The organism is Sphingobium sufflavum (assembly GCF_021403115.1).
Taxonomy (GTDB): Bacteria; Pseudomonadota; Alphaproteobacteria; order Sphingomonadales; family Sphingomonadaceae; genus Sphingobium; species Sphingobium sufflavum.
In genome coordinates this window covers 75,093-97,574 of sequence record NZ_JAJSSH010000006.1, presented here as the reverse complement: position 1 = coordinate 97,574, position 22,482 = coordinate 75,093, and the positions used below count along the sequence as shown (strand labels likewise).

Here is a 22,482-nt window from a genome sequence, read left to right as displayed (position 1 = left end):
AAAGTTCAGACGGGGGCCTGCCCATTGGCGTCGAGCACTTCCCCCGCGAGGTAGAGGGTGCCGGTAATCAGCAGGGGCCTGTCCTGCGCGGCGACGGCGGCGATGGCGTCCGCCAGCGTCGCATGGTTGTAGTGCGGCACGCCATGACTGGCGGCGAGTTCCGCAAAGACGGTCCCGTCATGATGGGCATGGCCCTGCACCGGCAGGCTGTGCAGTTCTGCGATCCGGCTCCACAGCGGTTCGAGGAAACCGGCCACATCCTTGTTCGCCAGCATGCCGACCACAAGGGTCATCCGCTCGCCGGGGGCCAGAGCCTTGTCGAAATGGCTGGCGAGCGCGGTGCCCGCCGCCGGATTATGCCCGCCGTCCAGCCACACCGGCCGTTCGGGGTCGAAGGCCGCGAGCAGGGGGCCATGCTCCAGCCGCTGAAGCCGGGCGGGCCATTGCGCCCAGTGCGGCGCGGCCTTGAGCGCGGCGTCGGATATGGGCAGCGCGCTCTGGTGGCGCAGCATGGCGATGGCAAGGCCCATGTTGGAGAGTTGGTGCAGCCCGGCCAGCACCGGCGTGGGGAGGTCCAGCCGCCCGGCGGCATCGCGATAATGCACCTTGCCCTGATAGGCGGCGACGTCCCAGCTTTCACCCTGAGCATGGGGGATGGCGCCGCGCGCCTGGGCTTCGGCGGCGACGATGCGGGCGATCGCGACCGGATACCGCTGGGTCAGGATCGGCGCGCCCGGTTTGGCGATCGAGGCCTTTTCCCGCGCGATGTCGGTCAGATGGTCGCCCAGAAAAGCCTGATGGTCCAGCCCCAGTTGCGCGACACCGCAGGCGGCGGGGGCGGTGAGCACATTGGTCGCGTCGAGCCGTCCGCCCAGCCCGACCTCTATCACGCAGGCGTCGGCGGGCGTGTCCGCGAACAGGCGGAACGCCAGCGCGGTGGTGATCTCGAAGAAGCTGGCGCCCAGATCCTCCGCCTGATCGAGGATGTCGCTCAGCCCCTCCGCCAGCGTGGCGTCGTCGATCAGTTGCCCGGCGATCCTGATCCGCTCGTTGAAGCGGACGAGGTGGGGGGAGGTATAGACGTGGACCTTATAGCCGTCCGCCTCCAGCGCGGCGCGCAGGAAGGCGCAGGTCGAACCCTTGCCGTTGGTGCCCGCGACATGGAACACCGGCGGAAGGCGGTGATGGGGATTGCCCAGCCGCTCCAGCAACCGCGTGATCCGCTCCAGCCCCAATATGTCCGCGCCCGGCGACAGCGCGGTCAGCCGGTCGAGCTGGTCCTGAACCGCGCGGTCGGAGGAGAGGGCGAAATCGGCCAAGAGGGGTTGCCGGGCGGCGGCGTCAGGCGGCGGTCGACGCCTGCGGCGCCAGATAGCCGATGACCTGCGCGAGGGTGGAGCGCAGATTGCCGCGTTCCACCACCATGTCGATCATGCCATGGGCGAGCAGATATTCGGCGCGCTGGAATCCTTCGGGCAGTTTCTCGCGGATCGTATTCTCGATCACGCGCTGACCCGCAAAGCCGATCAGGGCGTTCGGCTCGCTGATCTGGATGTCGCCCAGCATGGCGTAGCTGGCGGTGACGCCGCCCGTGGTCGGGTCGGTCAGCACGACGATATAGGGCAGGCCCGCCGCGCGCAGCCGCTGGATCGCGACGGTCGAACGGGGCATCTGCATCAGGGAGAGAATACCCTCCTGCATACGCGCGCCGCCGGCGGCGGTGAAGATGATATAGGGGCAGTTGCGCTGCAACGCCTCGTCCGCGCCCTGCACGAAGGCCGCGCCGACCGCCAGGCCCATGGAACCGCCCATGAAAGCGAAATCCTGCACGCCGACGACGGCCTTATGACCCTCGATCGTACCCGCCGCGTTGATGAGCGCGTCCCGTTCGCTGGTGGAGGTGCGCGCCGCCTTGATACGGTCGGTGTATTTCTTGGAGTCGCGGAATTTCAGAGGGTCTTCGCGCACGGTCGGCGTCGCCAGCGTGCGAAAGCTGCCTTCGTCGAAAATCTGGGCGAAGCGTTCGCGCGGGCCGATGCGACCATGATGACCGCATTTCGGGCAGACGGAGAGATTATCCTCCCACTCGCGGCCAAAGACCATCTGCGTGCAGCTGGGGCATTTGTGCCAGAGATTTTCCGGCACCTCCGACTTGGGGGCGATGAAGGGGAGGGCGTTGCGTACCCGCGTGATCCAGCTCATGCGACTGCCTTTATACTTTTGTCGATCGCAGCGCGCAGGCTGGCGACCTTATCCCGGACGAGCGGCGCGGCGTTTGCGCCATGCTCGCCAATGATGTCCACGATGGCGCTGCCGACCACCACGCCATCGGCATGGGTGGCGATGGCGGCGGCCTGTTCCGGCGTGCGGACGCCAAAGCCGACGGCGACGGGCAGGTCGGTCCCGGCTTTCAGGCGCGCGACGGCGGCGGCGATGTCATCGACGGCGGCCTGTTGCTGGCCGGTGATGCCCGCGACGGACACATAGTAAAGAAAGCCGCTGGCATGATCCAGCACGGCGGGCAGGCGCGCCGCATCCGTGGTGGGGGTGGCCAGCGAGATGATGTCGATGCCCGCCGCGCGCAGCACGGGGCCGAGTTCCGCATCCTCTTCGGGCGGCAGGTCGACGCAGATCACGCCGTCCACACCCGCTGCCGTGCAGGCATCGGCGAACCATTGCGGCCCGCGCCGGACCATGGGGTTGGCATAGCCCATCAGCACCAGCGGCGTGGCGGGATGGCGCGCGCGAAAGGCGGTGGCGATGGCGAACAGGTCCGGCGTCTTCGTGCCCGAGCCAAGACTGCGGATATTGGCGAGCTGGATCGCCTTGCCGTCCGCCATGGGATCGGTGAAGGGCATGCCCAGTTCGATGACATCGGCCCCGCCCTCGACCAGCGCGTCCAGGATCGCGCCGGTATCGGCAGGGGTCGGATCGCCCCCGGTGACAAAGGTGACGAGGGCGGCGCGGCCCTCCGCGCGGCACCGGGCGAAAGCGGCGGCGATACGGGTTCCGGGACGGCTCACAGTTCCACCCCCAGTGCCTGCGCGACGGAGAATATGTCCTTGTCGCCCCGGCCGGACAGGCTGACGACGATGATCTTGTCCTTGCCCAGCGCGGGCGCGATGCGTTCCAGCACGGCGAGCGCGTGGCTGGATTCGAGGGCGGGGATGATGCCCTCCAGCTTGCACAGCTTCTGGAAGGCGGCCAGCGCCTCGTCATCCGTCACGGGTTCGTAGCGGACACGGCCGATGCTGTGCAGCCAGCTATGCTCCGGCCCGATGCCGGGATAATCGAGGCCTGCCGAGATGCTGTGCGCGTCGGCGATCTGGCCGTCCTCATCCTGTAGCAAATAGGTCTTATTGCCGTGCAGGATGCCGGGAGAGCCGCCCGCCAGCGACGCGGCATGCAGATCGTCGAGTCCATGGCCCGCCGCCTCCACACCGACCATCTGCACGTCAGTGTCGTCCAGGAAGGGGTGGAACAGGCCGATGGCGTTGGAACCGCCGCCGACGCAGGCGACCAGCATGTCCGGCAGGCGTCCCTCGGCTTCGAGAATCTGCTCGCGCGCTTCCTTGCCGATCACCGACTGGAAGTCGCGGACCAATTCGGGATAGGGGTGCGGACCCGCCGCCGTGCCGATGATGTAGAAAGTGTCATGGACGTTGGCGACCCAATCTCTCAGCGCCTCGTTCATCGCATCCTTGAGCGTGCGGGTGCCGGATTCGACCGCGCGAACCTCCGCCCCCAACAGTTTCATGCGGAAGACGTTCGGTTTTTGACGCTCCACATCCACCGCGCCCATGAAGATGGTGCAGGGGATGTTGAACAGCGCCGCCACGGTGGCGGTGGCCACGCCATGCTGGCCCGCGCCTGTTTCCGCGATGATGCGTGTCTTGCCCATCCGCTTGGCCAGCAGGATCTGGCCGATGCAATTGTTGATCTTGTGCGCGCCGGTGTGGTTCAGTTCCTCGCGCTTCAGATAGATTTTCGCACCGCCCAGATTTTCGGTCAGGCGTTCCGCGAAATAGAGCGGGTTCGGACGGCCGACATATTGGCGCAGCAGTTCGTCGAACTCCGCCTTGAACGCCGGGTCCTGTTTCGCCGCGCGATATTCACGCTCCAGGTCGAGGATGAGGGGCATCAGTGTTTCGGCGACATAGCGTCCGCCGAATTCACCGAAATGGCCGCGCGCATCCGGCTGGGAGCGCAGGCTGTTGGGCAGGGTTGTGGTGGCAGTCATGATGCGTTCACCGCTTTGCAGAAGGCGGCGATCTTGTCCACATCCTTGATGCCCGGCGCGCTTTCGACGCCCGACGACACATCGACCAGCGGAACGCCAGTCTGCGCAATCGCGGCGGCGACATTGGCGGCATCGAGGCCGCCGGACAGCGCCCATGGCAGGGCGCCGTGATAGCCCGCGAGCAACCCCCAGTCGAAGCGCACGCCCATGCCGCCGGGCAGGGCGGAGCCTTCCGGTGTCTTGGCGTCGAACAGGATGCGGTGGGCGGCGCCCGTGTAGGCGGCGGCGCTGGCGATGTCATCGGCGCGCTTCACCGAAATCACCTTCCAGATTTCAAGGCCGGTGCGCGCCGCAATCTCCGCCACGCGCTGCGGACTTTCCTTGCCATGCAGTTGCAGGGCGCTGACCACGCCGGGCGCGGTAATGGCGGAAACCAGCGTATCGTCGGGGTCGACCATCACCACGACCCGGCCGACATGGGCGGGAATTTGCGTGGCCAGCCCGTGCAGGGCCTCCAGTTCCAGATGGCGGGGGCTTTTGGGGAAATGCATCAGGCCGACATGGCTGGCGCCATGCTTGAGCGCGGCGTGCAGCGTGTCGGTCGTGCTGAGACCGCAAATTTTGATACCGAGTCGGGACATGGCGGCTGTCTAGAGCATTTTCGCGCCGGATGGCATCATCTGTAGCTCAGACAACGGTGGGAAATGGAGGGAAGGCGGCGGCCCATCGGCGCAGTGCCGGCGGGCCGTGCCTTGTCGATGGCCGTTTCAGGCGGGTTGAATGATTTTCGGCGTGCCGAGATAGTCGCGCTTGCCGATCGGCACGCCCAGATGGCGCAGGATCGAATAGGCGGCGGTGGTGTGGAAGAAGAAATTGGGCTGTGAGAAGGTCAGGATGAAATCCGACGCGACGAAGCGCATCCGCACCTGGCCACCGATTTCGAAGGCGACCTCCTTATCCGCCTGTGCGTCGAGCGTGTCCGCGTCGATGTTCTGCAACGTTGCCAGCGCGTCGGTCAGGATCGTGCGGAGTTCCGCAAAGTCGAGTGGCGACGGTGTGGTCAGCGGTGTGAAGATGCCGCTCGATATGGCCTCAATCGCTCGGGCGCTGTGTCCCGCCACCTGGCGAAACTGGTTGGTGAGGGGCCACATGTCGGGGGCGAGTTGCTTGCCGAGTATCTCCTCGCCGCTCAGGCCGTTTTCAGTCGCCCAGGCTTCCGCCTTGTCGAGCGTGCCGACGACGGCGGGCAGGATCTGGAGATATTGGGGAACAGACGCATGATAGAGCGAAAAGGCCATAGGTCATCTCCCATGATGATATGTTGCGAGACATGTCTCGTCGTCGAGTTTCGGGTTTAGAGGGTCGCCTCTATTTCCCGCGCGGCGAGGTCTGGGTTTTCCGCCTGCGTGATCGGGCGGCCGATGACGAGGATGGATGCGCCCGCGTCCAGCGCCTCACGCGGGGTCACGGCGCGCTTCTGGTCGCCCAGCGTACCGCCGACAGGACGCACGCCCGGCACGACGAGGAAGGCTTCGGGCCAGATCTTGCGGATCTGCGCGACTTCCGCGCCGGAGCAGACCAGGCCGTCCAGCCCGGCTTCACGCGCGAGGATCGCCAGCCGGTCGACCTGCTCATGCGCGTCGCCCCGTACGCCGATGTCCGACAGGTCGCTGGCGTCGAGGCTGGTCAGCACGGAAACGGCCACGACCTTGGTATTCAGGCCCGCCGCCGCCTTCGCATCCTCCATCATCGCGCGGCCACCGGCGGCGTGGATGGTCAGGATGGCGGGTTCGAGCGGGTTGATCGCCTGCACCGCCTTGGCGACGGTGTTGGGAATGTCGTGCAGTTTCAGGTCGAGGAAGATGGGCAGGCCGAACTTCATGATCTCCCGCACGCCATGATGGCCATTGGCGCAGAAGAATTCGAGGCCCAGCTTGATGCCGCCGACATGGCCCTTCACCTGGGCGACCAGCGCGGTTGCCTTGTCGAGGCTGGGCGTGTCGATGGCGACGTAGACGGAACTGCTCATGGACGAAAACCCGCGTTGGCGGCCGCATCCTCGTCACTCTCGCCGGACGGGGAGAGAACGGGTTCCAAAGGCGGAACGGGCGCGGGGCAGGGGGATGTTGTTGCGGCCAGCGCCAGTTCGGCATTCTGGAGGCGACGGCGGATGCGCCAGCGGGCGACGCGCGAGAATATCCACATGGGCAACAGGCCCAGCAGGAAGGCGGATACGATCAGGACCGGCAGGCGGACCAGCAATATCCAGTCCTCCCACAGCTTGATGGGCACCCGCCCGGTATAGCTCGGCTGAATATCCCAGTTGGCCTTGGAGAACAGCGCGATGGCGACGGCAAGTATGACCCAGATCGCGGTCTTCAGAAACTGCATATCAACGCCGACCTCCTGGCTTCGGTCGGCGGAGCATAGCCCGTCGACGGGCCGTTGCCTAGCATCGGTGTACCGCATGGAAAAGGGCCGATGCGCGCGGCATCGGCCCTTTGGCGGACGATGGGGAGGACGCCCTGTCGTCCGCCGGGAAAGGCGTGGGCCTTACAACAGCTTCCAGGTGAAGGGCAGAACGATCGTCGTCGCCCCGCCGGTGGGAGCGGGCAGCGTGCCGACGCGGGTGGGCAGGATCATCGCCTCCCGGTCCAGCGGGGCGGAGCCGGACGTCGCGATCAGTTCGGTGCGGTCCACATTGCCGGTGGCGCTGACATAGACCTTGACGCGGGCCGTGCCCTGCTCGCCGCGCTCCTGCGCCATGCGCGGATAGGTCTGCTTGGCGGCGATCATGCGGGCGACCTGTTTGGACCAGTCGGTCGACTGCGCCATGACAGGCGTGGCGAGGATCATCGCGGCGGCGGTCGCAGACAAGATCCCGGATGCGAGTTTGAACATCGGACTTACCCCTCTCAACTATGGTTGCGCTTCGTTGGCCGAGCGCATGGCAACCCTATAGTGGGGAAAGTACGTGCCGAGTTTTGAGAGATATGGTTAGTCGCGCCTTCACCATCATTTCGGTGAGGCAATGAATGACTGGCCCCGGCGCGATGGTGCGCGCCGGGGCCAGTCACCGAATAGTGCGATCAGGCGGCGCCGAACACGCGCGTGAAGATCGTGTCCACATGGGCGAGGTGATAGTCGAGGTCGAATTTCTCCTCCAGTTCCTGCGCGCCGATATGGACCGAGACATCGGCGTCGGCTTTCAGCAGGTCGAGGAGGGAAAGGGCGCCGTCGGACTCCCACACCTTCATCGCGTTACGCTGCACGACCTTATAGCTGTCCTCGCGGCTCATGCCCGCCTGCGTCAGGGCGAGCAGCACGCGCTGCGAATGGACCAGCCCGCCCATGCGGTTGAGGTTCTTGAGCATCCGCTCAGGGTAGATCAGCAGTTTGTCGATCACGCCGGTCAGGCGGCCCAGCGCAAAGTCCAGCGTGATGGTGGCGTCGGGACCGAAGAAACGCTCGACCGACGAATGGCTGATGTCGCGTTCATGCCAGAGCGCGACATTCTCCATCGCGGGCACGGCGGCGGCGCGCACGACGCGGGCGAGGCCGGTGAGGTTTTCGGTCAGCACGGGGTTGCGCTTGTGCGGCATGGCCGACGAACCCTTCTGACCCGGCGAGAAATATTCCTCCGCCTCCAGGACTTCGGTGCGCTGGAGATGGCGGACTTCGACGGCGAGACGCTCGATGGAGGAGGCGATGACGCCCAGCGTGGCAAAGAACATGGCATGGCGATCGCGCGGAATGACCTGCGTCGAAACCGGCTCGACGGCCAGGCCCAGCTTGGCTGCGACATGCTCCTCGACCAGCGGGTTGATGTTGGCGAAGGTGCCGACCGCGCCGGAAATGGCGCAGGTCGCGATTTCCTCCCGCGCGGCGATCAGGCGCTTCCTGGCGCGGCTGAACTCGGCATAGGCTTCCGCCAGCTTGAGGCCGAAGGTCACAGGTTCGGCATGGATGCCATGGCTGCGGCCGATGGTCGGCGTCATCTTATGCTCATAGGCACGGCGCTTGATCGCCTCCAGCAGAGCGTCGAGGTCGGCGAGAAGGATATCGCTCGCCTGCGTCAGTTGCACGGCCAGCGCGGTGTCCAGCACGTCGGAACTGGTCATGCCCTGATGCATGAAGCGGGCCTCGCCCACATAGCCTGCGGCGTCCACCTGTTCCGCGACCCAGGTCAGGAAGGCGATGACGTCATGCTTGGTCACGGCCTCGATCGCGTCGATCGCGGCGACGTCGATGGCGGGGTTGGTCGCCCACCAGGCCCACAGCGCCTCTGCGGCGGACTTTGGCACGACGCCCAGATCGGCGAGCTTGTCGGTGGCGTGCGCCTCGATCTCGAACCAGATGCGGAAACGGTTTTCGGGTTCCCAGATAGCGGTCATGGCGGGGCGGGCGTAGCGGGGGACCATAGGTCTGGCTCCTGTCAATATGGGCTTTGGCGCTGCCCTTTAACGAATTCTGCCATCATTGCCAGCTTCGCCTTGCCCCATGGGCGAGCGGAGGCGCGCAAACGCTTTGTCGGATCATCGGCGCAGGAACGGCGCGAACGGGGCCGGTCGCGCGACGAGCCGTGACGCGGGCGGTTCGGTTGTCGAAACCATGCGAAGCGCCGGGCCGTTAGCCTCTTGTCATCAAACGGTTCGCAGGGCCGCCTCAACGGAACGCCCGCGCCGATGAATGGAGAAGAAAGTCCATGTTGAAAATCGCAGCCTTTTCGATTGCCGCCCTTGCCGCCTCGACGGCCTATGCCCAGACGCCCGATGCCGCTTCGGCTCCGGTCGAATCCACGGCCACCGGAAGCGCGCCCGCTGCGGCACAGCCAGCCCAGCCCACGTCGGCTGCTCCCACGGCACAGGCCGCTCCGGCCGCGAGCGCAACCAATGCGCAGGTCGCTGCGGTGGTGGAGGCCGGTTTCCCGAAATATGACGCGGACAAGGATGGCAAGCTGTCCGAAGCCGAGTTCAAGCAGTGGATTTCGGACCTGAAGACGCAGGAACTGGCCGCAACCGGCAAGCCCGCCGACCCCGCAGCCGTGGCGCAATATGCCAGCGCGGCCCTCGCCGCCGCTGACCGCGACAAGGATGGCGTGGTGACGAAGCAGGATCTGACCACCTTCCTCGGCGGCTAAACACCGTCCACCCCATCGACAGAAAGCCGGGCGGCCTGCCTCAACGAGGATCGCCCGGCTTTTTCTGCGTCTATAATATATAATAGCTGGCTAGAGCAGGCCGAGCGAGCGCAGGCTTTTGTGCGCGCCCCGGCCGATGATGATATGGTCGAGGACGTTGATGCCCAGCGGGCGGGCGGCGTTGACCAGATCGCGGGTAATGGCGATGTCCTGCTTGCTGGGGTCTGGCGCGCCGCTGGGATGATTATGGACCACGATCAGGCTGGCGGAGGAGAGTTCCATTGCCCGCTTGATGATCTCCCGCACATAGATGGCGGCCGAATCGATCGAGCCGTCGCCCATATGATCGTCGCGGATCAGCATGTTGCGGTTGTTCATATGCAGGACGCGGACCCGCTCCACGTCGAGATAGGCCATGTCCGCCTGAAGATAGTCGAGCAGGGATTGCCAGCTCGACAGGACGGGACGGTCCTGCACCTGTTGTTTCAACATGCGCAACGTCGCGGCCTGCACGATCTTCACCGCGGCGATGCTGGTGTCGCCCATCCCGTCCACCCGATTGAGCGCGCTCCAGTCAGCGGTTAGCACGTCGCCCAAGGTACCGAACCGGCCGATCAGCGTCTTGGCCAGTGGCTTTGTATCGCGGCGTGGAATGGCGAGGGCGAGGAGATATTCGAGTATCTCATGATCCAGCAGGGCGTCGGGTCCGCCGTCCGCTAGCCGCTGGCGCAGGCGCGCACGGTGGCCGCTGTGCGGCGTTTCCGTGCCCCCGGCGCTGCCGTTCTTCTTGCTCCTGGCTTCTGGATCGCTCATCATCCCGGCATAGCGCACAAGCCCGCATTGGGAACAGCCTTGCCGCATCGAATGGCGAGAGGGGCGTTGAGAAGGATAGAATGGCCGCTTCGGTCGTTATGATCTCGGAATGAAGAGGTTGCGGGCCGGGTGAGCAGTGTCATGGACGAGGAAGAAGAGGCTGAAGCCTCGCCGCCGCCGCGACCCCGGCGGACGCTGCGCCGTGCCACCGTCATGCCGATGCTGGTCACGGTCGGCATCGGGGCGCTGGCGCTGGGCGGTGTGTGGATCGCCCGTGCGCCGCTGGCGGAAAATCTGATCGGTCGGGAACTGGCGCAGCGCAACGTGCAGATGCGCTATCGAATCGCCTCCATCGGCCCGCGCACGCAGCGGATCGAGAATATCGTGCTGGGCGATCCCCGAAACCCCGACCTGATCGCCCGATGGGTGGAGGTGGATATCGCGCTGAGCGGCTTCATTCCGGGCGTGGCGGCGGTCCGGGCGGGGGGCGTCCGGCTGAAGGGATCGTTGCGCGGCGGCCGGATGGCCTTTGGCGAACTGGACAAATTTCTGGGGCAGGGTGGTTCGACGGAGACGATCCTGCCCGACATGGACGTGCAACTGGTCGATGCGCGCGCGTCCATCCTGACCGACTATGGCCCGCTGGGTCTGGTGCTGGGCGGCAATGGCAATATGCGGGACGGGTTCGACGGGCGCGGCGTGGCCGCGATGCCTGCCGCCCGGATGGCAGGCTGTGCGGCTGAGCGACTGGTGGCCGACCTGCGTATCAGGATGAAGGATGGCGCGCCGCGCTTTACCGGGCCGGTGACGGCACGGGCGCTGGGCTGTCCGGCGGATGGCATCGCGCTGGCCGCGCCGCGACTGGACGTGGACGCCCGGCTCGATAGCCGTCTGGCCTGTGTGGATGGCTCCGCCCGGCTGAACGCGGGGGCGCTGCGGGCGGCGGGAATGACGTTGGCGGCTCTGGATGGGACGGTCAGCCTGCGAGGGAATGGCGATTCTTTCCGGGGTGAGGGGCGGATCGGCGGCAAGGCAATATCGGGCGAGGGCATGGCCGCAGGGCCATCGGCGCTCACCGCGCGCGTCACGGGTGAGAGGGTGAAGGGGCAGGGGATGCGGGTCGCGTTGACTGGCGACCTGTCGTTGCGCAATCTGGCGGCACGACGGCGCGATCCGCTCGCCGGGCTGGCCGGGTCCACGGCGGGCACACCCTTGGCTCCTCTCGTCGCCAGGCTCGCAAAGGCGGTTCGCGATGCGGGTGGGAATAACAGCCTGACCACCCGCCTTGCCGTGCGAGCCGCCGGGAATCGGGGAGAGGCCGCGCTGTCCGACCTGCATTTCGCAGCGGCCAGCGGTGCGCGGATAGATTTGCCGGAAGGTAGCCGTGCCGCGCTTGGCTGGCCGGATCGGCGCTGGGGCCTGACCGGGCAACTGGCGATGGCAGGGGGCGGACTGCCGCAGGGCAGTCTGGCGCTCGCGCAGGGAGGGGGGGGAGGGTTGTCCGGCACTCTGGCCCTGCAACCCTATGCCGCCGGATCGGCAAGGCTGGCGCTGACGCCTGTGCGTTTTCGGGTCGGCGGGGACGGTGGCGCGCAGTTCGCGACGCATATGACGCTCGACGGACCACTGGCCGATGGCGGTGTCAGGGGGGTGTCGATTCCCCTGATCGGTGCGTTGGCGTCCGATGGGAGGCTATCGCTTAATCCGGCCTGTGTTCCGCTCCGCTGGCAATCGGTCCGCCTCTCGACCCTGACGCTGAACCCGGCCGCGCTCACCCTTTGTCCGGATGGCGGGGCAATGGTGCGATGGGGTGGCGGCGGGGTGACGGGCGGTATCAAGGCGCGCTCCATCGCCCTGTCGGGGCGGCTGGGATCGAACCCGCTTGCGGTGCGCGCGGATATGCTGGCGCTGGGTCTCGCCCGCTCCACCTTTCGCGCGACGGGCGTGGAGGCGCGCATCGGTGGCGAGGAAGCGCCCGTATTGCTGGGGGCAGGCGACCTGAACGGCCGGTTCGATAAATCCGGCCTGACGGGCGACTTTGCGGCGGGGCATGGCCGGATTGGCACCGTGCCGCTGGACCTGACGGACATGGCCGGGCGCTGGCGATTCGCGGGTGGGCGGCTGGAGGTCGATGGGGGCTTGCGGGTGTCGGATACAGCCGCGCAGGCGCGATTCCATCCTGTTCTGGTGCCGGATGCGCGGTTGGCGCTGGTGGACGGGCGAATCACCGCGAGCGGGCATGTCCGTCATCCGACGCGGGGGGCGCCCTTCGCGCGTGTCGATATTGCGCATGGCCTGTCGTCCGGCATGGGCGAGGCGCGGTTCGCTCTGGAGGGGCTGCGCTTTGGCGATGCCCTGCAGCCGGACGATCTCACGCCGTCGGCGCTGGGCGTGGTCGCGAATGTCGCGGGGGAGGTGACGGGCGCGGGGCGGATCGACTGGACCGGCTCGAAGGTGACGAGCGCAGGGCGATTCGCGACCGACAATATGAACCTCGCGGCGGCCTTTGGTCCGGTCGAGGGCCTGTCCACCACGGTCGATTTCACCGACCTGCTGGCGATGGAGACCGCGCCGGGGCAGGTGGCGACGATCCGGTCGATCAATCCCGGCGTATTGGTGACGGACGGACGGGTCCGCTACCAGCTTCTGGCGGGCAATCGCGCGCGGGTGGAAGGCGGCGAATGGCCGTTTGCGGGCGGGCGACTCGCGTTGCTGCCCTCCACGCTGGATTTCGACGCCAAGGGCGCGCGCCACCTGATCTTTCGTGTCACCGGCCTCGACGCGGGCGCCTTCATCAACACGATGGAACTGAAGAATCTCTCGGCAACCGGCACCTATGACGGCCTGCTGCCGATGGTCTTCGATGCTAGCGGGGGGCGGATAGAGGGCGGCATATTGGTGGCGCGGCAGGAAGGGCTGCCGCCGCTGGTCGTGGAAAGCGCGCAGAAACTGACCGTGACATGCGACCCCACGCGGCAGGCGGGCACGCTGTCATATGTAGGCGACGTCTCCAATGCGGAGATGGGCGCCTATGGCAAGATGGCCTTCGATGCGCTCAAGAAGCTGCGGTATAAGTGCCTGACCATCCTGCTGGACGGAGCCATCGACGGAGAGTTTCTGACCCGTCTGGCGATCAACGGCGTCAACCAGGGCACGGATGAGGCGCGAAAGTCCGTGATTACGCGCTCGTTCCTCGGCCTGCCCTTTATCTTCAACGTGCGAATCGAAGCGCCCTTTCGCGGGTTGCTCAACACCTATCAATCCTTCGTCGATCCGAGCGCGCTGATCCGGGGAAGCCTCGGCCCGCAATATAAGACGGTGCTGGAAAACAGGCTTGCCGTTCAGCCTGCCGACAGCGAGAAGGGCGCATCCAGGGAGGGTGAATGACGATCGAAACAATCTCGACAGCGCAACGCAACGGGAGACGAAGGCTTCCATCCATCGCACCGGCGATGATCGGCGGGCTGATGGTCCTGCCGCTGGGTGGCTGCATCCAGGTGCGGGCGCCCGACAAGCCGATCGAGATCAACCTGAACGTCAAGGTTCAACAGGAAGTGGTCGTGCGTCTGCAACAGGACGCCAAGGATCTCATCCAGAACAATCCGGAGCTGTTTCCACAATGACCAGAACCCATATGCTGTTCGGCGTCGCGCTGGTGGCAGGCGCCGCTCTCCTCGCCGGGGGGCTTTTGTCCTCGCGCGCTTCGGCTCAGACCCCGGCGGTCAGTGCCGCCATCGCCGATGGATCGGTGGGCGAGCAGTCCGACGGCTATCTCGGCATCAACGGCAGCGTTTCCGCCGATGTGCGATCGGGCGTGGAGGCGATCAATATCAAGCGCCGCGCCGCCTATACCGATCTGGCCGCCAAGCGCGGCGTGACGGTGGCCGACATGGCGGCCGCGACCGGGTGCCAGACGCTGGCGTCCCGCGTGAAGAGCGGGCAGGCGTACCGTATCGGCGCAGGTTCGTGGCAGGTGAAGGGTGGCGGTGCGATAGACCTTCCGGGATATTGCGCGACGGCCAACTGATATCTGTCGGGCCTGCTCTTGCGACTGGTTCGCCGGGCGGGTTGACTTAGGGGTATACCCTTTCTAAACGGGCCGCGCCTTGACGGGTGCGGCCTTGCCGTTTCATGAACCAGCCTGCACGCCGCCCGGCGAACGGACGGCAGAAAGCGAGCTGATAGCATGGCGGAAAGCGAACCCGGACAGGAGCCTCTCGGCGAGGACGCGCGGATTACATCGCTGCAAGAGCGATTGGCCCGCGCCGAACAGGCCGAGCAGGTCAGGGCAGGCAAGCCGGTGCAACAGGCGGACGATGGTTCGCGACTGGGCAATCGGGTGTTGGCTGAACTGATCGGGGCGCCTGTCGGTGGTGCGGTGATCGGATGGGTCTTGGACCTGCTGTTTCACACATCCCCTTGGCTCCTGTTGCTGTTCCTCTGCTTGGGGTTCGTAGTCGGCTTCAGGAATATCATACGGATTTCGACGAAGCGTCCTGATGAGAAATAGGGCGCTTTTGTTATAGTTTCAGGTTTTCAGGGGTGAGCGTCGCACATGTCCGGCAAAATTGACCCGATGCACCAGTTCGCGATCGAACCGCTGTTCGGCACCGACCATCTGGCGCTCGGCGGGTTCAACATCGCCTTCACCAACAGCGCGCTGTACATGGTCGCCGCTGCAGTGGTCCTGTGGATCTTCGTGATCGGCGGATCGAAGCGCGAACTGGTTCCGGGTCGCTGGCAGGCGGCGGTGGAATATTTCACCACCTTCATCAGCAGCCTGCTGCTGGCGAACGTGGGTGAGGGCGGCAAGAAGTATATTCCCTATGTCTTCTCGCTGTTCATGTTCATCCTTCTCGCCAACTTCCTTGGCATGTTGCCGCTCGGCGTGGTTGGCCTGCATCCCTTCACTTTCACCAGCCATTTCACGGCGACGGGCGTCCTTGCCATCCTCAGCTTCTCGATCGTCCTGATCGTCGGCTTCTGGAAGCATGGTTTCCACTTCTTCTCGCTGTTTATCCCCCATGGCACGCCCCTGCCGATGATCCCGGTCATTTTCCCGATCGAGCTGATCTCGTTCATGGTGCGTCCCTTCAGCCTCGGCCTGCGACTGTTCGTTGCCATGACCGCCGGTCACGTGCTGCTGAAGGTGCTGGCAGGCTTCGTCATCAACAGCTCCAATGCGGGTGTCGGCTATGGCCTGACCGTCGGCACGGCCAGCTTCATCCTGATGATCGGAATCAGCGCGCTCGAAATGCTCGTTGCCGTCATTCAGGCCTATGTGTTCGCGCTGTTGACCTCGGTCTACATCAACGACGCTGAAAACCTTCACTGATTTCCATCCAAACTACGTAACGGTTCAAGAAAAGGAGTTATCAATATGGACGCAGAAGCCGCAAAGGTCCTGGGCGCTGGCCTGGCCGCTATCGGTGCCGGTATTGCCGCTCTCGGCGTGGGCAACGTGTTCGCCGCTTTCCTCGAAGGCGCGCTGCGTAACCCCGGCGCTGCCGACGGCCAGCAGGGCCGACTGTTCATCGGTTTCGCCGCGGCGGAGCTTCTGGGTCTGCTCGCGTTCGTTATCGCGATGATCCTGGTCTTCGTGGCCTAAGATTACGTTTTAGTGCGGCGGGCCTGATGTATTCAGGTCCGCTGCCTTATTTCGGACGAACGCAATGCCTCAGATAGCGCAAATCGCCGAAACCTATTCGTCCCAGATTTTCTGGCTCCTGCTCACATTCGGCTTCGTATTCTTCGTCGTCGGTCGTGGCATGGTTCCCAAGATCCAGGCGACGGTGGAAGCACGGGACAGCAAGATCGCCGCCGATCTGGCCGCCGCCAAGGCGAGCTTTGCCGGTGCGGACGAGCTGGAAGAAGAATGGCGGGCCAAGGAAAACGCCGCCCGCGCCGACGCGCAGGCTGTGCTTGCGGAGGCAAAGGCCAAGGCGGCGAAAGTCACCGAGGGTCAGCTTCACGAGGCTGATGCCGTCATCTCCGCAAAGGTCGCGGCTGCCGAAGCATCGGTGGAAGCGGCACGTTCGGGCGCTCTGACGCAGGTCGAGGCCGTTGCAGCCGATGCAGCAGCCGAGATGGTTCTCCGCATCGCGGGAACGTCGGTTTCGCCACAGGCGGCAATCGAAGCAGCAAAGGCGGCACTGGCCCATGGCTGACACCAACAGCATGGCGGCCGACAGCGCCGCCGTCGAATATAATCTCGATCATGCCGCGCATGCGCAGGCGCTCGATGGCAATCTGGCGCATGCCGTGACGGAGGCCCATGGCGGTCCGTCGGCGCATGAACCAGACCCGTCCATCGCCGGTGTTCTGGATGCGACCGTGATCGTCAGCCTGGCGATGCTCGTCTTCCTCATCATCCTGGTGTGGAAGAAGGTTCCGGCGGTCATCACCGGCGTGCTCGACCAGCGTATCGCCGATATCCGCAAGCATCTGGACGAGGCAGCGACCCTGCGGAAGGAAGCGGAGACGCTGAAGGCCGAGTATCAGGAGAAGATGGCTGCGATCGTTCGCGACGCGGATGCTCTGCGGGCACGTGCGGCGGATGATGCGGCGCAGGCCGTTGAAGATGCCAAGGCGCATGCCGCGGAACTGATCGGTCGTCGCCAGAAGATGGCGGAAGACAAGATCGCAGCGGCTGAGCGTGCGGCGATTGCGGACATTCGCGATCGCACTGTCAAGGCGGCCACGGCGGCAGCGGCAACGCTGATCGCGCAGAATCATGGCGCAGCGGCGGATGCCGCGATGGTGGATCAGGCGATCAGCAAGATCGGCGCGACCCACTAAGGTTTCGATCCGTTCGACAGGCTTTCAGGCCGGGCTGGGGTGACCAGTCCGGCCTTTTTGCTGTGTGTAGGGGAGGAGGCTGAGCGTGATTGGTTGGGCTGAACCGCGTTTGTAAGCGGTAGGGCCTGACGGGGCGCACCGATCAATCGTTCTGGCGGGCCAGCCAGATGGTGCGGTGGCCACAGGACGGGTCTTCCACGACATGACTGACGACGGCGAAGCCATGTGCGTTCAGCAAGTCTCGATATTCGTCGGGATCGAGGCTGCCATGATAGAGCGGGTCGCCATCCAGTTCACCGATGGCTTCGCCCAGCGCATTTCCGCTGGTGAACATCAGCGCGCCGCCGGGCCGGATATGCGCCTGGAAGATGGCGAACATGCCGCGTTGGTCGGCAGGTGACAGATGGAAGACACTGTCCCATGCCAGCAGTCCCGAAAAGAGTCGGCCAAGCGAGAGAAGCCGCATATCGGTGAGATGCGCTTCGACGCCGGGCAGGTTGCGCCGGAACAGCGCCAGCATTGTCGGTGTACCGTCTACCCCCACCACCTCTAGTCCCCGCTGGATCAATTCCCGCGCGATGGGCAGGCCCGAACCGCAGCCAATGTCCAGCACCGCCGCGCCCGTTGGCAACCGGGCGCAAAAGCGATCGAGCCATAAGCCTTCCGTCATATTGTCACCACGCAGCCTCGCCCATGTCTCACCGTGGCGTTGGTAAGTGTCGATCACGGAGAGAGGTGGGCGGGCGGCCATAGTCGTCAGGCTACACGGGATGGCGGCTGATCGCTATCGAGTGATAGAAGGGGCGGGAAGGCTGGCTTCTGGTCGGTTGATGGTCACAATAGGGAGCGGACCTTCACCTTCACTTCGTGGCGAGGACTGCTGGTGACAGGCCTATCCATTCCGTCACGTTGGCACTTACTCGATAGGATTGACGGTTATCGACGCACCGTTCGGTTTCAGGGCCGCAGATTGCTGGACAGGCTGGCGATCATTCGCCTGTGTTGTAGGCTCGGAGCTAGCCGTCGAATTGGTGCCAGCTTTCTATCCCTGCTCAAGGTTTCCAGTCCGCGTCGGGTCTCTGGATCACTCAACCCCGGTCAGCGCCTCGACCAGTGCCTTGACCTTCTTCTGTCGCCATTGCGGCAGGGGAGCGATCAGCCAGTAGGACAGGACACCCTCCTGTTCGGCCTCAACAGCCGTTACATGGCCCGCGTCGAGATCGGCCTGTACGAGGAGGGAGGGAACGAAGGCGGTGCCGAGGCCGGACACAGCAGCCTCGATCGCCAGCCCGGCATCCGGAACGCGGATCGCGCCGGTCGCGGCCTGATCCGGCGAACCGGGCCACAGGATCGGCGTCTCCAGTTTGGCGCCGCCGCTCGCCGCCACGCGCACGAAGCGGGGAGGGCTGAGCGCCAGACCTTCCTGTGCGCCCGATCCATCGGTCAGGGCGATGGCGAGGTCGAGGTTGGATTCGGTGAAGTCCGGTACGCCATCCGCGGCGATCAGCACGACCGAGAGGTCGGGATGCGCCGCCATATAGCCTGCCAGCCGTCCGCTCAGCCATTTCTGGATGAAGTCGCGCGGCGCGGCGATGGTCAGATGCTGGGACGATTGCCCCATCTGCATGGCGCGCACCGACTCCTCAAATTCCAGGAAGCCGGATCGCAGGGCGGGCAGGCCAGCCTCCGCCTCCGGCGTCAGTTCCAATCCCTTGGGCGTGCGGCGGAACAGCACGACGCCGAGCATGTCCTCCAGCGCGCGGATCTGTTGTCCGACCGCTGCCGGGGTGACCGCCAGTTCGTCGGCGGCGCGGGTGAAGGAGAGGTGCCGGGCCGCGGCGTCGAACACGCGCAGGCCATTGAGCGGCAGATGGGTACGCTTCATCCGGAAACAGCCGGTGCGGTCAGCCCGAAGCGGGGAACGGCCACGTCGAACAGGTTGCCATCGCTGCCTACCATCTGGAAACTGCCCTCCATCACACCGGTCGGCGTCGCCAGCGGACAGCCGGACACATAATCATAGGACGCGCCGGGTTGCACCACGGGCTGTTCGCCCACCACGCCTTCACCCTCGACAGTATGTACGGAACCCCGGCCATCGGTGATGTTCCAGCGACGGGTTAGCAATTGCACGGGGGCCTCCTGCCCATTTTCGATGCGGATATGATAAGCCCAAAACCAGCGCCCCCGTTCCGGTTCGGATTGTTCGGCCAGAAACTGCACCGACACCCGCACGGTGACATGGCTGGTGGTCGCGGCATAGGGGAATAAGGCTAGCAGCATGGCGTCCCATTCTGTCGCGTCCTCGCCGTTCGGAGACCTAGCGGCGGGCGCTGGTGTAGCGGCCCGCCCGGCGCAGGGCCGGGCGAGTGCAGAATCCCCTAAAGCCCGACGGAGGTCAATGCCTGATCCAGATCGGCAATGACATCGTCCGGGTCTTCCAAGCCGATGTTGATTCGCAGCATGCCCTCTTCCACGCCCATGTCGGCACGGGTTTCCGGCCCGACGCCATGGTGGGTGGTGGAGGCGGGGTGCGTCATCAGGCTGCGGCTGTCGCCGATATTGTTCGAGATATCGACCAGTTCCAGCGCGTTGAGCAGCGCCATGGCCTGTTCCCGACCGCCGTCGAGGATGAAGGAGAAGATGGGACCGAACGCTTTCATCTGCTTCTTCGCCAGTTCATGCTGTGGATGGCTGGCAAGGCCGGGATGCAGGATGCGGGGCACACGGCCCTCCACGAACTGTCCGACTTTCAGCGCATTCTCAGACTGGCGCGTGGCGCGCATGTCGAGCGTCTCCAGCCCCTTCAGCACCACCCAGGCGTTGAACGGCGCGATGTTCGGGCCGGTGTTGCGCTGAAAGGGCAACAGAACCTCGTCGATCCATTGCTGGGTGCCGCACACGGCCCCCGCCAGCACACGGCCCTGCCCGTCCATCAGCTTCGTCGCCGAATAGGCCACTACGTCTGCGCCAAAATCCAGCGGGCGTTGCAGCGCGGAGGTTGCAAAGGCATTGTCCACGACCGTCGTGATGCCATGCGCCCGCGCAAGGCCGCAGACATAGGCCATGTCGACAATGTCCATGGTCGGATTGGCGGGCGTTTCGAAGAAGAAGACCTTGGTATTCGGGCGGATCGCCTCTTCCCATGCGCCGTTGATGCGCGCGTCGATGGTCGTCGTCTCGATGCCGAATTTGGGCAGGAGACTGTCGACCAGCCAACGGCAGGAGCCGAACGCTGCCTTTGCCGCCACCACATGATCGCCGACCTTGAGCTGGCACAACAGCGCCGTCGTCATTGCGGCCATGCCCGTCGCCTGCGCGCGGCAGGCCTCTGCCCCTTCCATCAGGGCGATGCGCTCCTCCAGCATGGCGACGGTCGGGTTCTGGAGGCGGGAATAGGTCATCCCCTCCTGCTCGCCCGCAAAGCGCGCCGCGACCGTCTCCGCATCGTCATAGCAATAGCCGGAGGTCAGGAAGAGCGCCTCCGACGTCTCGCCATGTTCGCTGCGCCATGTGCCGCCGCGCACCGCCTGTGTCGCCGGGCGCCACTTGCTGGTGATGGATCGGTCGGTTCCGGTGGTCTTCTTCATGCTGAATTCCTGGAAATATGGATATTATGCAAGGGCCGCCAGCACCGCGTCGCCCATGGCGCGGGTGGACAGGCTACCGCCGATGTCGCCCGACCGCGCGCCGCTGGACAGGGCCTTCGCGACCGCCGCCTCGATCCGGTCCGCTTCGGCGGAGAGGCCGAGCGAGAAGCGCAGCATCATCGCGACCGACAGGATCATGGCCAGCGGGTTGGCCTTGCCCTGACCCGCGATATCGGGTGCGGAGCCATGGATCGGTTCATACAGGCCCTTGTTGTTCGCATCCAGCGATGCCGATGCCAGCAGGCCGATGGAGCCGACACACATGCTGGCGAGGTCGGAGAGAATGTCGCCGAACAGGTTGCCGGTCACGATCACGTCGAACTGGCCGGGGTTCTTGACCAACTGCATGGCGGCATTGTCGACATACATGTGGCTGAGTTCGACGTCGGGATACTCCTTCGACACCTCGATCACCACGTCGCGCCACAGTTGCGACGTTTCCAGTACGTTCGCCTTGTCGACCGAGCACAGCTTCGACCGGCGCGCCTGCGCCGCCTGGAAACCGCTGTGCGCGATGCGGTGCACCTCGGCCTCGTCATAGGACATGATGTCATAGCCTTCGCGCAGGCCTGCGGTGGTGGTCCGCATGCCCTTCTCGCCGAAATAGACGTCGCCGTTCAGTTCGCGCACGATCAGGATGTCGATGGCTTCCGCCACATCCTTGCGCAGGGTCGATGCGTCGGCCAGTTCGCCGAACACTTTCGCCGGGCGCAGGTTGGAGAAGAGGGTCAGCTCCTTGCGCAGCCCCAGGATCGCCTGTTCGGGGCGCAGATGCCGTTCCAGCGCGTCGCAGTCCGGATCGCCGACCGCACCGAATAGGATGGCGTCGGCGCGCTTGGCCAGGTCCAGCGTGGCGGGCGGCAGCGGATGGCCAGCCGCCTTGTAGGCTGCACCGCCGACGGGCGCTTCCTCGAAGGTCAGGTCCGGTATCGCCAGCACGTCCAGGACGCGGCGCGCCTCCACCATGATCTCAGGCCCGATTCCGTCCCCGGCAAGCACCGCAACCAGCATGTCCGTCGCTCTCATTCTTCACTGTTTCCGTTGGGCTGCACGCATATGGCCGCCCCGGCCATCATGCAACCCTAGCCGGGATGTAAGGATGCTTTACGCAATGGCCCGTTTCAGGCGCTCGACCAGACGCTCGCGAGCCGCCAATACGTCTGTCCGCCTGTCGCCCAGCAGATCGCGGCGCAGGAAATGTCCGGTCAGCGCCAGCCCATCGACGATGTCGGCCCAGCCAGCCTCTCCCCCGTCGAGCAGGAAGGGCGGCAGCGGGAGCAATCGCGATTCATAGCCGATGGCGCCGACCCGGCTGACCGCGCGGCCCGTCGATGGGCTGACATAGGCGAGGTCGTTGCTGCCCCCGGCCACTGCGCAGGCGCTGAAATCCAGCCCGAAGCCCAGCTCCGCCAGCAGCAGACGCTCATATTGCACCAGCGCCACGGCCCAGCCACGGGCGGCGGGGGCGGCTTCGATGGCATCCAGCACGGCGGATAGAGCGCTGAACAGCGGCGGATAGCCATGCTCGTCCGGCAGGGTTGCGGCGGTCAGGGCGCACATCCATTCGAGGGCGGCTGCCGGTAGAGGCTCGCCCAGCAGCGGCCCCCGGCTACGGACCAGTTCGACACTCAGGCTGCCAAGCTGCCCCTCGCTCCTCGTGCGGAAATCGGCCTGAACCAGATTGCCGGGGATCAGGATCGGCCGCATGCGCGTCGACCGGCCACCCCGCACATAGCCCGCTACCAATCCTGCATCCGGCGTCAGCAGGCGCGCGATGACGCCATGCTCGCCATGATGGCGTAGCGCGCAGACGATGGCCGTGGTCGAAAAAAGGGTCAAAT

At 65.3% G+C, this 22,482-nt stretch carries 26 protein-coding genes; 9 read left to right on the top strand and 17 right to left on the bottom strand.

Annotation, left to right across the window (positions count from 1 at the left end; translation table 11 throughout):
- Positions 1-5: 5 nt before the first annotated feature.
- The 10 genes from LWE61_RS10725 to purB all read right to left on the bottom strand — a co-directional run bounded on the left by LWE61_RS10725 (position 6) and on the right by purB (position 8,661).
- Entirely contained in the window at positions 6-1,319 is a 1,314-nt protein-coding gene (locus LWE61_RS10725) for a bifunctional folylpolyglutamate synthase/dihydrofolate synthase (RefSeq protein WP_234150055.1), read from the bottom strand.
- Between the two features lie 22 nt (positions 1,320-1,341).
- Positions 1,342-2,202, bottom strand: coding sequence for an acetyl-CoA carboxylase, carboxyltransferase subunit beta (gene accD, locus LWE61_RS10720; RefSeq protein WP_234150054.1), 861 nt, complete (start codon positions 2,200-2,202; stop codon positions 1,342-1,344).
- Entirely contained in the window at positions 2,199-3,023 is an 825-nt protein-coding gene (gene trpA / locus LWE61_RS10715) for a tryptophan synthase subunit alpha (protein WP_234150053.1), read from the bottom strand. The genes accD and trpA overlap by 4 nt, the downstream gene beginning before the upstream one ends.
- Entirely contained in the window at positions 3,020-4,240 is a 1,221-nt protein-coding gene (gene trpB / locus LWE61_RS10710; protein ID WP_234150052.1) for a tryptophan synthase subunit beta, read from the bottom strand. Before trpB ends, trpA begins: the two co-directional genes overlap by 4 nt.
- Positions 4,237-4,881, bottom strand: a complete 645-nt coding sequence (locus LWE61_RS10705) for a phosphoribosylanthranilate isomerase (protein ID WP_234150051.1) — start codon at positions 4,879-4,881, stop codon at positions 4,237-4,239. The genes trpB and LWE61_RS10705 overlap by 4 nt, the downstream gene beginning before the upstream one ends.
- A 126-nt stretch (positions 4,882-5,007) precedes the next feature.
- Positions 5,008-5,538 (bottom strand): DUF1993 domain-containing protein, encoded by a 531-nt coding sequence (locus LWE61_RS10700; RefSeq protein WP_234150050.1) that lies wholly within the window; start codon positions 5,536-5,538, stop codon positions 5,008-5,010.
- A gap of 56 nt (positions 5,539-5,594) precedes the next feature.
- On the bottom strand, positions 5,595-6,269 hold the full coding sequence (pyrF, locus tag LWE61_RS10695; protein WP_234150049.1) for an orotidine-5'-phosphate decarboxylase: 675 nt from the start codon (positions 6,267-6,269) through the stop codon (positions 5,595-5,597).
- Entirely contained in the window at positions 6,266-6,631 is a 366-nt protein-coding gene (locus LWE61_RS10690) for a lipopolysaccharide assembly protein LapA domain-containing protein (RefSeq protein ID WP_234150048.1), read from the bottom strand. Before LWE61_RS10690 ends, pyrF begins: the two co-directional genes overlap by 4 nt.
- Positions 6,632-6,793: 162 nt before the next feature.
- Positions 6,794-7,141 carry an energy transducer TonB gene (locus LWE61_RS10685; protein ID WP_234150047.1) on the bottom strand — a complete coding sequence of 116 codons (348 nt, stop codon included), beginning with the start codon at positions 7,139-7,141 and terminating at the stop codon, positions 6,794-6,796.
- A 188-nt stretch (positions 7,142-7,329) separates the two neighbouring features.
- Positions 7,330-8,661 (bottom strand): adenylosuccinate lyase, encoded by a 1,332-nt coding sequence (gene purB, locus LWE61_RS10680; RefSeq protein WP_234150046.1) that lies wholly within the window; start codon positions 8,659-8,661, stop codon positions 7,330-7,332.
- A 284-nt stretch (positions 8,662-8,945) separates the two neighbouring features.
- On the opposite strand from purB, the gene LWE61_RS10675 reads away from it, so the two are divergent.
- Positions 8,946-9,380 carry an EF-hand domain-containing protein gene (locus tag LWE61_RS10675; RefSeq protein ID WP_234150045.1) on the top strand — a complete coding sequence of 145 codons (435 nt, stop codon included), beginning with the start codon at positions 8,946-8,948 and terminating at the stop codon, positions 9,378-9,380.
- A 90-nt stretch (positions 9,381-9,470) separates the two neighbouring features.
- On the opposite strand, the gene radC is transcribed toward LWE61_RS10675, so the two are convergent.
- On the bottom strand, positions 9,471-10,193 hold the full coding sequence (gene radC / locus LWE61_RS10670) for a RadC family protein (protein WP_234150044.1): 723 nt from the start codon (positions 10,191-10,193) through the stop codon (positions 9,471-9,473).
- A 141-nt stretch (positions 10,194-10,334) separates the two neighbouring features.
- Between radC and LWE61_RS10665 the strand changes: the two genes are divergently transcribed.
- The 8 genes from LWE61_RS10665 (at position 10,335) to LWE61_RS10630 (ending at position 16,991) form a co-directional block, all read left to right on the top strand.
- Positions 10,335-13,580 (top strand): intermembrane phospholipid transport protein YdbH family protein, encoded by a 3,246-nt coding sequence (locus LWE61_RS10665; protein WP_234150043.1) that lies wholly within the window; start codon positions 10,335-10,337, stop codon positions 13,578-13,580.
- A gap of 65 nt (positions 13,581-13,645) precedes the next feature.
- Positions 13,646-13,816, top strand: coding sequence for a YnbE family lipoprotein (locus tag LWE61_RS10660; protein ID WP_234150173.1), 171 nt, complete (start codon positions 13,646-13,648; stop codon positions 13,814-13,816).
- Positions 13,813-14,220 (top strand): YdbL family protein, encoded by a 408-nt coding sequence (locus LWE61_RS10655; protein WP_234150042.1) that lies wholly within the window; start codon positions 13,813-13,815, stop codon positions 14,218-14,220. Before LWE61_RS10660 ends, LWE61_RS10655 begins: the two co-directional genes overlap by 4 nt.
- A gap of 159 nt (positions 14,221-14,379) precedes the next feature.
- Positions 14,380-14,703, top strand: a complete 324-nt coding sequence (locus LWE61_RS10650; RefSeq protein WP_234150041.1) for an AtpZ/AtpI family protein — start codon at positions 14,380-14,382, stop codon at positions 14,701-14,703.
- 45 nt (positions 14,704-14,748) lie between these two features.
- Entirely contained in the window at positions 14,749-15,528 is a 780-nt protein-coding gene (locus LWE61_RS10645) for a F0F1 ATP synthase subunit A (protein ID WP_234150040.1), read from the top strand.
- Positions 15,529-15,573: 45 nt separating this feature from the next.
- The gene (locus tag LWE61_RS10640) at positions 15,574-15,801 is read left to right on the top strand and encodes a F0F1 ATP synthase subunit C (protein WP_234150039.1); all 228 of its coding nucleotides are present in this window, start codon (positions 15,574-15,576) and stop codon (positions 15,799-15,801) included.
- Positions 15,802-15,865: 64 nt separating this feature from the next.
- Positions 15,866-16,360 (top strand): F0F1 ATP synthase subunit B family protein, encoded by a 495-nt coding sequence (locus LWE61_RS10635; RefSeq protein WP_234150038.1) that lies wholly within the window; start codon positions 15,866-15,868, stop codon positions 16,358-16,360.
- Complete coding sequence (locus LWE61_RS10630; RefSeq protein ID WP_234150037.1) at positions 16,353-16,991, top strand: F0F1 ATP synthase subunit B family protein; 639 nt, start codon at positions 16,353-16,355, stop codon at positions 16,989-16,991. The genes LWE61_RS10635 and LWE61_RS10630 overlap by 8 nt, the downstream gene beginning before the upstream one ends.
- A gap of 142 nt (positions 16,992-17,133) precedes the next feature.
- On the opposite strand, the gene LWE61_RS10625 is transcribed toward LWE61_RS10630, so the two are convergent.
- The 6 genes from LWE61_RS10625 to recO all read right to left on the bottom strand — a co-directional run bounded on the left by LWE61_RS10625 (position 17,134) and on the right by recO (position 22,480).
- On the bottom strand, positions 17,134-17,661 hold the full coding sequence (locus tag LWE61_RS10625; RefSeq protein ID WP_234150036.1) for a class I SAM-dependent DNA methyltransferase: 528 nt from the start codon (positions 17,659-17,661) through the stop codon (positions 17,134-17,136).
- A 414-nt stretch (positions 17,662-18,075) separates the two neighbouring features.
- A complete protein-coding gene (locus tag LWE61_RS10620; protein ID WP_234150035.1) occupies positions 18,076-18,876 on the bottom strand; it encodes a LysR family transcriptional regulator in 801 nt (266 codons plus the stop codon).
- Complete coding sequence (apaG, locus tag LWE61_RS10615; RefSeq protein WP_407696222.1) at positions 18,873-19,274, bottom strand: Co2+/Mg2+ efflux protein ApaG; 402 nt, start codon at positions 19,272-19,274, stop codon at positions 18,873-18,875. Before apaG ends, LWE61_RS10620 begins: the two co-directional genes overlap by 4 nt.
- 98 nt (positions 19,275-19,372) lie before the next feature.
- On the bottom strand, positions 19,373-20,581 hold the full coding sequence (locus LWE61_RS10610) for a trans-sulfuration enzyme family protein (RefSeq protein WP_234150034.1): 1,209 nt from the start codon (positions 20,579-20,581) through the stop codon (positions 19,373-19,375).
- Between the two features lie 24 nt (positions 20,582-20,605).
- Positions 20,606-21,652: a 3-isopropylmalate dehydrogenase gene (leuB, locus tag LWE61_RS10605; protein WP_234150033.1), complete on the bottom strand. Its 1,047-nt coding sequence runs from the start codon at positions 21,650-21,652 to the stop codon at positions 20,606-20,608.
- Between the two features lie 93 nt (positions 21,653-21,745).
- Positions 21,746-22,480: a DNA repair protein RecO gene (recO, locus tag LWE61_RS10600; protein WP_234150032.1), complete on the bottom strand. Its 735-nt coding sequence runs from the start codon at positions 22,478-22,480 to the stop codon at positions 21,746-21,748.
- Positions 22,481-22,482: the final 2 nt, after the last annotated feature.

What these genes read in the sequence shown, in the direction of transcription:
- accD (WP_234150054.1), bottom strand. Translation starts at nt 2,202, where the DNA reads ATGAGCTGGATCACGCGGGTACGCAACGCCCTCCCCTTCATCGCCCCC.
- trpB (WP_234150052.1), bottom strand. Translation starts at nt 4,240, where the DNA reads ATGACTGCCACCACAACCCTGCCCAACAGCCTGCGCTCCCAGCCGGAT.
- LWE61_RS10705 (WP_234150051.1), bottom strand. Translation starts at nt 4,881, where the DNA reads ATGTCCCGACTCGGTATCAAAATTTGCGGTCTCAGCACGACCGACACG.
- LWE61_RS10700 (WP_234150050.1), bottom strand. Translation starts at nt 5,538, where the DNA reads ATGGCCTTTTCGCTCTATCATGCGTCTGTTCCCCAATATCTCCAGATC.
- pyrF (WP_234150049.1), bottom strand. Translation starts at nt 6,269, where the DNA reads ATGAGCAGTTCCGTCTACGTCGCCATCGACACGCCCAGCCTCGACAAG.
- LWE61_RS10690 (WP_234150048.1), bottom strand. Translation starts at nt 6,631, where the DNA reads ATGCAGTTTCTGAAGACCGCGATCTGGGTCATACTTGCCGTCGCCATC.
- LWE61_RS10685 (WP_234150047.1), bottom strand. Translation starts at nt 7,141, where the DNA reads ATGTTCAAACTCGCATCCGGGATCTTGTCTGCGACCGCCGCCGCGATG.
- purB (WP_234150046.1), bottom strand. Translation starts at nt 8,661, where the DNA reads ATGGTCCCCCGCTACGCCCGCCCCGCCATGACCGCTATCTGGGAACCC.
- LWE61_RS10675 (WP_234150045.1), top strand. Translation starts at nt 8,946, where the DNA reads ATGTTGAAAATCGCAGCCTTTTCGATTGCCGCCCTTGCCGCCTCGACG.
- radC (WP_234150044.1), bottom strand. Translation starts at nt 10,193, where the DNA reads ATGAGCGATCCAGAAGCCAGGAGCAAGAAGAACGGCAGCGCCGGGGGC.
- LWE61_RS10665 (WP_234150043.1), top strand. Translation starts at nt 10,335, where the DNA reads ATGGACGAGGAAGAAGAGGCTGAAGCCTCGCCGCCGCCGCGACCCCGG.
- LWE61_RS10660 (WP_234150173.1), top strand. Translation starts at nt 13,646, where the DNA reads ATGATCGGCGGGCTGATGGTCCTGCCGCTGGGTGGCTGCATCCAGGTG.
- LWE61_RS10655 (WP_234150042.1), top strand. Translation starts at nt 13,813, where the DNA reads ATGACCAGAACCCATATGCTGTTCGGCGTCGCGCTGGTGGCAGGCGCC.
- LWE61_RS10650 (WP_234150041.1), top strand. Translation starts at nt 14,380, where the DNA reads ATGGCGGAAAGCGAACCCGGACAGGAGCCTCTCGGCGAGGACGCGCGG.
- LWE61_RS10645 (WP_234150040.1), top strand. Translation starts at nt 14,749, where the DNA reads ATGTCCGGCAAAATTGACCCGATGCACCAGTTCGCGATCGAACCGCTG.
- LWE61_RS10640 (WP_234150039.1), top strand. Translation starts at nt 15,574, where the DNA reads ATGGACGCAGAAGCCGCAAAGGTCCTGGGCGCTGGCCTGGCCGCTATC.
- LWE61_RS10635 (WP_234150038.1), top strand. Translation starts at nt 15,866, where the DNA reads ATGCCTCAGATAGCGCAAATCGCCGAAACCTATTCGTCCCAGATTTTC.
- LWE61_RS10630 (WP_234150037.1), top strand. Translation starts at nt 16,353, where the DNA reads ATGGCTGACACCAACAGCATGGCGGCCGACAGCGCCGCCGTCGAATAT.
- LWE61_RS10625 (WP_234150036.1), bottom strand. Translation starts at nt 17,661, where the DNA reads ATGACGGAAGGCTTATGGCTCGATCGCTTTTGCGCCCGGTTGCCAACG.
- LWE61_RS10620 (WP_234150035.1), bottom strand. Translation starts at nt 18,876, where the DNA reads ATGAAGCGTACCCATCTGCCGCTCAATGGCCTGCGCGTGTTCGACGCC.
- apaG (WP_407696222.1), bottom strand. Translation starts at nt 19,274, where the DNA reads ATGCTGCTAGCCTTATTCCCCTATGCCGCGACCACCAGCCATGTCACC.
- LWE61_RS10610 (WP_234150034.1), bottom strand. Translation starts at nt 20,581, where the DNA reads ATGAAGAAGACCACCGGAACCGACCGATCCATCACCAGCAAGTGGCGC.
- leuB (WP_234150033.1), bottom strand. Translation starts at nt 21,652, where the DNA reads ATGCTGGTTGCGGTGCTTGCCGGGGACGGAATCGGGCCTGAGATCATG.